The sequence below is a fragment of the Serratia nevei genome (assembly GCF_024160145.1).
Lineage (GTDB): Bacteria > Pseudomonadota > Gammaproteobacteria > Enterobacterales > Enterobacteriaceae > Serratia > Serratia nevei_A.
Genome location: NZ_JAMYWQ010000010.1, coordinates 131,587 through 141,299, shown reverse-complemented (window position 1 = coordinate 141,299; position 9,713 = coordinate 131,587). Strand labels below are relative to the sequence as shown.

Genomic DNA, 9,713 nt, shown 5'->3' with positions numbered 1-9,713 from the left:
GAAGGGCAAACATCAACAACGAAATCCATATCGTGTTCAGACATAAAAAAATCCGGAATCAGAGGGCTGAATCCGGATTGTCTCTTACTGAGTGGATCGTTCAAGTGTTCTTAAACGATCGGCATTAGGTCATCGTGACCGGCTTTTTTTTATGGGCGGAACCCGCGCTTACGACGCGGCGTTGGCGCTTTCGACGCTGCGCAACCGGTCGTAAGCCGCCGCCAGCAACAGCACCAGCAGCGTAGGTTGCAACCAGACCAGACCCTGTTCGGCCAGCGGCAGCTTATCGAACCAGGCGGGCAGCAGGCCGCTGAAGCTGGAGGCCTGCAGGCCGTCGGCGAGGCCAAACACCAGGCTGGTGGCGATCACCGGCGCGAACACGCGCTTGGCGCTGCGCCAGCGGTTCTGGCTGAAGCTGAGCAACACCAGCGCGATGCAGGGCGGGTAGATCGCCGTCAGCACCGGCAGCGAGACGCGGATCAGGTTGGCCAGCCCCATGTTGGAGACCAGCATGGCGAAGAGGGCGAGGATAACCACCAGCGTGCGGTAAGAGAGCGGCAGGTAGCGAGAGAAGAAGTCCGCGCAGGCGCAGGTCATGCCGACCGCCGTCACCAGGCAGGCGATGAACATCAGCACCGCCATAAAGACGCTGCCCAGATCGCCAAAGGTGTGTTGCACATAAGCGTGCAGGATTGCCGCGCCATCCTGAGCGCCACTCCCGACCAGGCTGCCGCTGCCGGCGCCAAGTTTGAACATGCAGATATAGACCAGCGTCAGGCCGACGCCGGCGATCAGGCTGGCCCACAGGGTGTAGCGCAGCAGCAGGCCGCTGTCGCTGACGCCGCGCGAGCGGGCGGCGGTGACGATAATCGAGCCGAACATCAGTGCCGACAGTGTGTCCATGGTTTGATAACCCTGCACGAAGCCGGTGGAAAACGCCGATGCCTGATAGCTGCCGACGGCGGAGACCGGTTCACCGGCGGGCCAAACCAGGGCAGCGATGCCGAGCGCGGCCAGCGCCAGGATTTTCAGCGGCGCCAGAATATGGCCGACGTTATCGAGCAACCGGCCGGGATACAGCGAGACGATCATCGCCAGGGTAAAGAACAGCAGGCTGTAGATGAACTGCGGCAGGGCGCCGTCGCCGGTGAAGGGCGCGATGCCGAGGGCGAAAGAGACATTGGCGGTTCGCGGCGTGGCGAACAGCGGGCCGAGCGCCAGATAGCAGACGGTCGCCAACAGCAGGCCGGCGGTGCGGCCGATGGGGCCGGTCAGCAGGCTGATGCTGCCGCCGACGCGCGCCAGCGCGATCACGGCGATCACCGGCAGGGCGACGGCGGTCACCATAAATCCGAGGGCGGCCGGCCACAGATGCCCGCCGGACTGCAGCCCCACCAGCGGGGGGAAAATGATGTTGCCGGCGCCGACAAACAGGGCGAAGGTCATAAAGCCCAGGGCGATAATGTCTTTCGGGGATAAATTCTTGGTCATAACGGTATGGCACTGCCTGTATTCATGAAATAAACGGCCTGCTGCGGAATGGATAACTGCAGAGGGCAGGCGCAGAGGGCAGCGAGCGCCCGCAAAATTTTCGTCCGGCAGGATATAATAATTCGGCGACAAAAACCTGATTAATCCAGCGCTGTTTATCCTGGCGTGAACCGGCCGAACAAATTCATGGCGGCCGCCCGGCTGTGTGCTAGCTCGCGCGCCACCCTGTTTATCGACAGCGGGATTTCGATATGCGGCTTGAAAGAGTCTTGCGCGAAGGAGAGGTGGCCATCTTCGGCCGGTTTGCGGGTGAAAAGAACGGCATAGCGCGGGGCGAATGCCGGCGTTTGTCCTGACGTTGCAGGGGGCGCCCTCGCCTGGCCGAAGAGTCTGCGACAGGAAGTGCCGTAAAGCCCGTGCTGCCGGGCTTTTTTGTTGGCTAAAAAACGTCCAATCTCACAAAACCGAAAGATAACAAAGCAATGCCATTGCCTCGTCACACTTATTAACTATATGTTAATTTTTGGTTTATTAAATGTGATAAGGGGATGGATGATGATGAAAAAAATCAGCGCGACCGTAGCTGCAATCACCTTACTGGGCACCGCTTCCGCCTATGCGGCCTTCCCGGCGGGCTACCCCGCCGACTATCAGAAACGGGTCGACGGCGCGAAGAAAGAAGGCAAGGTGGTGATTTACTCGACCACCGACACCAAGGCGGCGGCGCCGCTGATCCAGGGGTTCGAGGCGTTGTATCCGGGCATCAAGGTGGAATACAACGACATGAACAGTACCGAACTGTATAACCGCTTCATCAGCGAGCAGGCGGCCGGCGGCACCAGCGGCGACGTGGTGTGGAGCTCGTCGATGGACACCATTTTGAAACTGGCGGGCGACTACGCGCAGGAATACGCCTCCCCCGAGCAGGCTCAGCTGCCGAAATGGGCGGTATGGCAAAATAAGGTGTATGGCACCACCTATGAGCCGGTGGTATTTATCTATAACAAACGCCTGATCCCGCAAGGCGATGTGCCGGATTCGCACGCGGCGCTGGCTAAACTGATCGCCGGCCAGACGGACAAATTCAAGAAGAAAGTCACCACGTACGACATCGAAAAATCTGGCGTCGGCTTCATGCTGTCGGTGCAGGACTTCAAGGCCGATCCTAATTACTTCAAAACGCTGGCCGACGTGGCCAAGGGCGGGCTGGCGGTACAATCCTCCACCGGCACCATGATGGAGCGCGTCTCCTCCGGTGAAAACCTGATCGGCTTCAATATCCTCGGTTCGTACGCCGAGGCCCGCGCCAAAAGCGACCCGTCGCTCGGCATCGTCTATCCGAAAGACTATACCCTGGTGCTGTCGCGGGTGAGCTTCATCAGCAAAGAGGCCGGCAATCCTAACGCCGCCAAGCTGTGGTTCGACTACGTGCTGTCGGAGAAAGGGCAAAATATTCTCGCCAATCAGGCGGATATCCCCTCGATCCGCAACGATATCGAAGGCAAGAACGACATCGACGGCATGACCAAGTTGCTGGGCAACGCGCTTAAACCGATCCCGGTCGACGACAGCCTGCTGGAATACCTGCAGCCGGCCAAACGCCTCGACTACATCAAACAGTGGCGCGCCGCTGCGGCGAAATAACAGGGACTGCATTCGGACGCGCGCCTGCCGCACAGGCGCGCGCCCTTTGGTCGTCGTTTACAACCATAGGGAGCATTTATGCAAGCATGGCGCAGAAAGTGGCAGAGCCTGCCGCGCGGCCTGGTGGTGTTGATAACCGCGCTGGTTATCTATGTCCCCCTGTCGTTTATCATCATTCAAAGCTTCCTCTCGGCACCGTTTTTCTCGCCCTCCAAGGTCTTCAGCCTGGAGGCCTTCGAGTTCATCTTTACCGATCCGGATTTCTACAAGGCGCTGAAGAGCGGCTTTATTCTGGCATTCGGGCTGGTGATCATCGCTATCCCGCTCGGCGGCATTTTGGCCTTCCTGATGGTGCGCACCGATCTGCCGGGGCGGCGGATCATCGAGCCGCTGATTCTGGTGCCGATCTTCGTGTCGCCGATGGTGCTGGGCTTCGGCTATGTGGTGGCGGCGGGGCCGGTGGGCTTCTTCTCGCTGTGGGCGGAAGCGCTGCTGGGCTTCGTGCCGTGGAACATCTATTCGATGGCCAGCATCGTGGTGATTGCCGGATTGACGCACGTGCCCCACGCGTACCTGTATATCTCCTCGGCGCTGCGCAGCGTGGGTTCCGACGTTGAAGAAGCGGCGCGCACCGCCGGCGCCACGCCGCTGCAGGTCATGACCGCCGTCAGCCTGCCGATGGTGCGGCCGTCTATCCTGTATGCCGGGGTGCTGCTGTTCTTCCTCGGGCTGGAAGTGTTCGGCCTGATGCTGGTGTTGGGGGATCCGGAGGGCAACCTGGTGCTGGCGACCTACCTGTACCAGTTGACCAACAAGCTGGGCACGCCGTCTTACCACTTGATGGCGGCGGTGGCGGTGGTGCTGATCTGTATCACTATTCCGTTGGTGATGTTGCAGCGCCGGCTGATGCGCACCGCCAACCGCTTCGTCACCGTCAAGGGCAAAGCCTCGCAGGCCCGCGCGCTGCCGCTGGGCAAATGGCGCTGGGTGGCCGGCGCGGTGGTGGTATTTTGGCTGACCGTCACCATCGGCGTGCCGCTGATCGGCGTGGTGCTGCGCGCCTTTATCTCCAACTGGGGCGTGGGCGTGTCTGTTTGGGACGAGCTGTCGATCAACACCTTCCGCATCATCTGGGCGCAGCCCAACCTGCTGCGTGCCATCGTCAACTCGATGGCGATCGGGGTGATCGGCGGGGCGCTGGCGGTGGCGTGCTACCTGTTTATCGGCATCGCCATGCACCGCAAGCCGGATGGCGCCACGCGCTTCCTCGACTACAGCGTGCTGGTGCCGCGTGCGGTGCCGGGGCTGCTGGCCGGTCTGGCGTTCCTGTGGGTGTTTCTGTTCCTGCCGATGTGGCTGGACAAATCGCTCAAGGAGGGCTGGCTGTCGGCGCTGCCGATGGCCGAGTGGCTGCGTGCTAACGGGATCGTCTGGCTGCGTTCGCTGCGCAGCACCATCTTCAGCGTCTGGCTGGCGTACACCGTGGTGTGGATGGCTTACGGCCTGCGGCTGATCTCGTCCACGCTGCTGCAGGTGGGGCCGGAGCTGGAGGAGGCGGCGCGCAGCGCCGGCGCCAGCCGCGGGCAGATCACCCGCCACGTCACCATTCCGCTGTCGCGCTACGGCCTGATTGGCTCCTGGCTGCTGATGTTCCTGATTTTTGAACGCGAATATTCTACCGGGGTGTATCTGCTGTCTCCGGGCACGGAAACCATCGGCTCGATGCTGGTTTCCCTGTGGGCCGCGGGCGCTATCGATATCGTCGCCGCGCTGTCGTTCATCAATATCCTGCTGGTGGTGCTGGGGTTAGGGATCGCCTTGCGCTTTGGAGTGAAATTACATGATTGAACTTTCGGTAGAGAATCTGCATTTGACCTATGGCGACAACCCGGTTCTGAAAGGGGTGTCGATGGAGCTGAAACGGGGCGAAGTGGTCTCGCTGCTAGGCCCGTCGGGCAGCGGCAAAACCACGCTGCTGCGGGCGGTGGCCGGGCTGGAGAAACCGAGCCAGGGGCGGATTATCATTGGCAACAGCGCGGTGTACAACGGCAGCGCGCGCAGCGAAATTCCCGCCGAAGAGCGCAACCTGGGGCTGGTGTTTCAGTCCTACGCGCTGTGGCCGCATAAAACGGTGTTTGAGAACGTCGCTTACCCGCTGAAGCTGCGCAAGACCGCCTCGGCGGAAATCACCCAGCGGGTACAGGCGGTGCTGGATCAGCTCGGGTTGGGGCATTTGGCCAGGCGGCATCCGCACCAGCTTTCCGGCGGCCAGCAGCAGCGCGTGGCGATCGGGCGTGCGCTGGTCTACAACCCGCCGGTGATCCTGCTGGACGAGCCGCTGTCCAACCTTGACGCCAAGCTGCGCGAAGAGGCGCGGGTATTCCTGCGCGAATTGATCATCAAGCTCGGCCTGTCGGCGCTGATGGTGACTCACGATCAAAACGAGGCGATGGCCATTTCCGATCGCATCCTGCTGCTCAATAACGGCAAAATCGAGCAGCAGGGCACGCCGCAGGAGATGTACGGTTCGCCCACCACGCTGTTCACCGCCGAGTTCATGGGCAGCAACAACCGTTTGCCGGGCAAGATCGTGGCGCTGGAAGACGGCCGGGCGCGCATCGAAGGCAAGGACTGGGCGCTGTGGGGCAAAGCGGGCGAAGGTGTGCAGGTCGGGCAGGAGGGCTCGGCGGTGATCCGCGTGGAGCGCGTGCGGTTGGGCGAAGATCCACAGGGTAATCAGCTTGAGCTGCCGTTGCTGACCAGCATGTATCTCGGCGATCGCTGGGAGTACCTGTTCCGCACCGTGGCCGAGGATTTCGTGGTGCGCGCCTATGGTCACGAAGCGCGCGATCGGGCGCTGTGCCGGCTCTCCCTGCCGGCCGAGCATCTGTGGATATTCCCGAAAGCCTAGTCAGGGCGCCCGCGGGCGCTCCGTTTACAGATCCAGCACCAGCCGGCTGCCTTTGGCGCGCGAGCAGCAGATCAACAGGGTTTGCTGCGCCGCGCGCTCTTCGTCACTGAGATACTGATCGCGGTGATCGGCTTCCCCCTCGACGATGCGGGTTTCGCAGGTGCCGCAAATGCCTTCGCGGCACAGGCACTCGACCCTGGCCGCCTTGCTGTTTTCCAGCGCCTGCAGGATGGTCATGTCTTGCGCCACTTCAAGCTCAATGCCCGACCGGGCCAGCACCAGCGTAAAGGCGCCGCCCGCCGTGTCTTCGGCGGCGAAGGCTTCGCTGTGCAAGCGATCGGCGCTGATACCCTGTTCGGCAGCGATCCGGTAAACCGCTTCGTTCAGCGCCGCCGGGCCGCAGACATAGATATGGGCGCCGGGCTCCACGTCGGCCAGCGTGCGCGCCAGATCCAACCGGCCGTTAAGGCTGGAGACATGGCAACTGACGTTGTCGGTGAACGGCGCTTGCGTCAGCTGCTGCTGGAAGGCGTTGTGTTCCTCGCTGTGGAAGCAGTAGTGCAGATGATAGCGCTGGCCGCTGCGCTGCAGCTCGTGCAGATGGGCCATAAACGGCGTGATGCCGATGCCGCCGGCGATCAGCACGTGATGCTGCGCCTCCGGCGCCAGCGCGAACAGGTTATTGGGGGTGCTGATGGTCAGCGTATCGCCGATCGCCAGCCGATCGTGCATGAAGTCGGAACCGCCTTTGGAGGGAGACTCGCGGCGCACGGCGATCTGATAACGGTCGAGCTCGAACGGTGAGCTCAGCAGCGAATAGGCGTTGCTGTAGCGTTGCTCGCCGTCCTGCATCTGCACGATGATGTGGCTGCCGCCGCTGAAGGCGGGTAGCGGTCGGCCTTGCGGATCCGCCAGGGTAAAGCGCTTGACCTGCGCGGTGACGGGTTCGATGTCGACGACGCGAACAGCAAGCATCTGATAGCTGGTCATTCATTGGCTCCAAAGCGCGGGCGTCCCCGCGCATGAAAAAGTTATACCGCCTGGCACAGGTATTTGAGCTCCAGATAGTCTTCGATGCCGTATTCGGAGCCTTCACGCCCCAGACCCGACTGTTTCACCCCGCCGAACGGGGCTACCTCGTTGGAGATAAGGCCGGTATTGATGCCGACCATGCCGTACTCAAGCCGCTCCGAAACGCGCCAGATGCGCGCCGCATCGCGGGTGTAGAAGTAGGCGGCCAAGCCGTAGATGGTGTCGTTGGCCTGGCGGATCGCCTCGGCTTCGTCATCGAACACCACCAGCGGCGCGACCGGGCCAAAGATCTCTTCTTCCAGCAGCAACGAGCCGGGTTGCACGTCGCCCAGCACCGTCGGGGTAAAGAAGTTGCCGCCCAGCGCGTGCGGTGTGGCGCCGGTCAGCACCTGAGCGCCTTTGCTCAGCGCGTCATCGAGCAGCTCCAGCACCTTGTCGCGCGCCTTGCGGTTGATCAGCGGGCCGATCTGCACGCCGGGTTCGAAGCCGTTGCCGACCTGCAGCGCCGCCACGCGGGCGACAAACTTCTCGGCGAACTGTGGGTAAACGCCGCGCTGCACGTAGAACCGATTGACGCAAACGCAGGTCTGCCCGGCGTTGCGGTATTTGGCGATCAGCGCGCCTTCCACCGCGGCATCGATGTCGGCATCGTCAAACACGATGAACGGTGCATTGCCGCCCAGCTCCAGCGACACCTTTTTGATGGTGTCCGAGCTCTGGCGCATCAGCAGACGGCCCACCGGCGTGGAGCCGGTAAAGCTCAGCTTGCGCACCTGCGGGTGACGGGTCAGCTCGGCGCCGATCGCCTGCGAGTTGCCGGTCACCACGTTGAACACCCCGGCGGGAATGCCGGCGCGCTCGGCCAGCTCGGCCATCGCCAGCGCCGAATAAGGGGTTTCGTTGGCGGGTTTGACCACCAGCGTGCAGCCGGCCGCCAGCGCCGGCGCGGCCTTGCGGGTGATCATCGCTGCCGGGAAGTTCCAGGGCGTGATCGCCGCGCACACGCCGATGCCCTGCTTCAGCACCATCAGGCGCTTATCGCCGCTCGGCGAGGGAATGATGTCGCCATTGGTGCGCTTGGCCTGTTCGGCGAACCATTCGATAAAGGAGGCGGCGTAGCGGATCTCGCCCAGCGACTCCGCCAGCGGCTTGCCTTGCTCCAGCGTCATCAGGCTGGCCAGATCCTGCTGGTGTTCCAGCATCAGTTCGAACCAGCGGCGCAGCAGCTGCGCGCGTTGCTGTGCCGGCAGCGCGCGCCAGCCTTCCAGCGCCTGCTGGGCGGCGTCGATCGCCCGTTGGGTTTCGGCCGTTGCCATGTTGGGCACGCTGCCGATGAGTTGGCCGGTGGCGGGATCGCTCACCGGCAGGGTTTCCTGGTTGTCGGCGTCGCGCCATTGGCCGTTGATGTAGGCCTGTTGGCGGAATAGCGCCCGATCGGAAATATTCACAAAGAACCTCACAAGTCAGGGGGAGGGGGCCCGTGGGCCCCGTCGCATCAGGGTTGATAAACCTGCGCCAGCAGGTTGTGGAAGTGGGCGATGCCGTGTTCGCTGACGCCGCTGCCGGCGCCGTCGGCCATGATGCGCCCCTGGCCGCGATAGCCGCGCGATTTGAGGCCTTTTTGCACGCTCTCCACCAGCCGCAGGTCTTCCGGGCGGAACACGTCGCGGTACCAGTCGATCAGTTTGAGCTGCTCGTCGCTCAAATCGGTGTTGGTAAAATAGATGTCGTAGTGCTGCAGGGTGGTTTCCGCATCGACCGGGAACTCATAGATCACCGTCATCATGCCTTCCAGCGGCGGCATGTTGAACATGGTGCACGGCCACAGCCAGATGCCGTGGAAGCTGGCTTCTTTACCCTCTTCAAACTTGAACGACTGCTCGGAAGGGCGGGCGTAGCCGAACTGCAGCGTCCAGTTGCCGTGCAGGGTGTGCCAGTAGCGGTCGACCTGCACCGAGTCGGCGAAGCCGGGGTGTGCCGGGCCGCAGTGGTAGCACTCGAGGTAGTTGTCGACGATATTCTTCCAGTTGGCCGGGGTACGGGTGACGAAGCGCGCCGCCAGCTTGAGATCGTCTACCTGTGGGCAGGCTTCGCGCACTTTGGCGCCGAGGCCCGGCAGTTGGTCTTCCACCGTCCCGGCCTGCGAGTCCAGATTGACGTAAATAAACCCGGCGTACTCTTCGACCCGCACCGGCATCAGGTGCGAGTTTTCCTTATCGAAGTTCTGCACGTTTTCGCAGTTGCGCGCGTGCGCCAGTTCGCCGTCCAGCTTGAACGCCCAGGCGTGATAAGGGCAGGTGATGACGTTTTTCGCCCGGCCGTCGCCCGCCAGTAACTGGTGGCCGCGGTGCGGGCAGACGTTGTAAAAGGCGCGCAGCACTTTGTCGCGGCCACGCACCACCAGAATGTTTTCACTGATGATCTCGCGGGTAATGTAGTCGTTCGGTTCGGCGAGCTCGCTGCGGTGCGCCACGCAGATCCAACTGGTGGCGAACACCTGCTCTTTTTCGTGCTCGAACGCCGCCTGGTGGGTATAGAACCGGGCCGGAATGGTGTAAGCCTCGCGGGCGTCGGCGCAGAAATCTTTCGGTAAGGTAAATTCAGGGATCAGAGTGCTCATAAGTTAACCTTCCTC

General features: G+C 62.3%; 7 protein-coding genes. 3 read left to right on the top strand and 4 right to left on the bottom strand.

All coding sequences use genetic code 11. From position 1 onward, the window contains the following. Positions 1-168: 168 nt before the first annotated feature. Positions 169-1,491, bottom strand: a complete 1,323-nt coding sequence (gene brnQ, locus M6G53_RS10035; protein ID WP_253330945.1) for a branched-chain amino acid transport system II carrier protein — start codon at positions 1,489-1,491, stop codon at positions 169-171. A gap of 555 nt (positions 1,492-2,046) precedes the next feature. Between brnQ and M6G53_RS10030 the strand changes: the two genes are divergently transcribed. The 3 genes from M6G53_RS10030 to M6G53_RS10020 all read left to right on the top strand — a co-directional run bounded on the left by M6G53_RS10030 (position 2,047) and on the right by M6G53_RS10020 (position 6,046). Beyond that, positions 2,047-3,135 (top strand): ABC transporter substrate-binding protein, encoded by a 1,089-nt coding sequence (locus M6G53_RS10030; RefSeq protein WP_253330953.1) that lies wholly within the window; start codon positions 2,047-2,049, stop codon positions 3,133-3,135. Positions 3,136-3,213: 78 nt separating this feature from the next. Further along, positions 3,214-4,983, top strand: a complete 1,770-nt coding sequence (locus tag M6G53_RS10025) for an ABC transporter permease (RefSeq protein ID WP_253330943.1) — start codon at positions 3,214-3,216, stop codon at positions 4,981-4,983. Beyond that, the gene (locus M6G53_RS10020) at positions 4,976-6,046 is read left to right on the top strand and encodes an ABC transporter ATP-binding protein (protein ID WP_253330941.1); all 1,071 of its coding nucleotides are present in this window, start codon (positions 4,976-4,978) and stop codon (positions 6,044-6,046) included. The genes M6G53_RS10025 and M6G53_RS10020 overlap by 8 nt, the downstream gene beginning before the upstream one ends. 24 nt (positions 6,047-6,070) lie before the next feature. Here the strand turns inward: M6G53_RS10020 and M6G53_RS10015 are convergent, their stop codons facing one another. Genes M6G53_RS10015 through M6G53_RS10005 form a run of 3 tightly spaced genes read right to left on the bottom strand, consistent with a single transcriptional unit; the run spans position 6,071 to position 9,698 of the window. Then, complete coding sequence (locus M6G53_RS10015) at positions 6,071-7,036, bottom strand: PDR/VanB family oxidoreductase (protein WP_253330939.1); 966 nt, start codon at positions 7,034-7,036, stop codon at positions 6,071-6,073. Between the two features lie 41 nt (positions 7,037-7,077). Next, positions 7,078-8,526, bottom strand: a complete 1,449-nt coding sequence (locus M6G53_RS10010; RefSeq protein WP_049199308.1) for an NAD-dependent succinate-semialdehyde dehydrogenase — start codon at positions 8,524-8,526, stop codon at positions 7,078-7,080. A gap of 47 nt (positions 8,527-8,573) precedes the next feature. Further along, on the bottom strand, positions 8,574-9,698 hold the full coding sequence (locus M6G53_RS10005; RefSeq protein ID WP_253330937.1) for an aromatic ring-hydroxylating oxygenase subunit alpha: 1,125 nt from the start codon (positions 9,696-9,698) through the stop codon (positions 8,574-8,576). Positions 9,699-9,713 lie beyond the last annotated feature (15 nt).

Excerpts from the sequence above, each read along its gene's own strand:
- M6G53_RS10015 (WP_253330939.1), bottom strand. The coding sequence starts at position 7,036 with ATGACCAGCTATCAGATGCTTGCTGTTCGCGTCGTCGACATCGAACCC.
- M6G53_RS10030 (WP_253330953.1), top strand. The coding sequence starts at position 2,047 with ATGATGAAAAAAATCAGCGCGACCGTAGCTGCAATCACCTTACTGGGC.
- M6G53_RS10005 (WP_253330937.1), bottom strand. The coding sequence starts at position 9,698 with ATGAGCACTCTGATCCCTGAATTTACCTTACCGAAAGATTTCTGCGCC.
- brnQ (WP_253330945.1), bottom strand. The coding sequence starts at position 1,491 with ATGACCAAGAATTTATCCCCGAAAGACATTATCGCCCTGGGCTTTATG.
- M6G53_RS10020 (WP_253330941.1), top strand. The coding sequence starts at position 4,976 with ATGATTGAACTTTCGGTAGAGAATCTGCATTTGACCTATGGCGACAAC.
- M6G53_RS10025 (WP_253330943.1), top strand. The coding sequence starts at position 3,214 with ATGCAAGCATGGCGCAGAAAGTGGCAGAGCCTGCCGCGCGGCCTGGTG.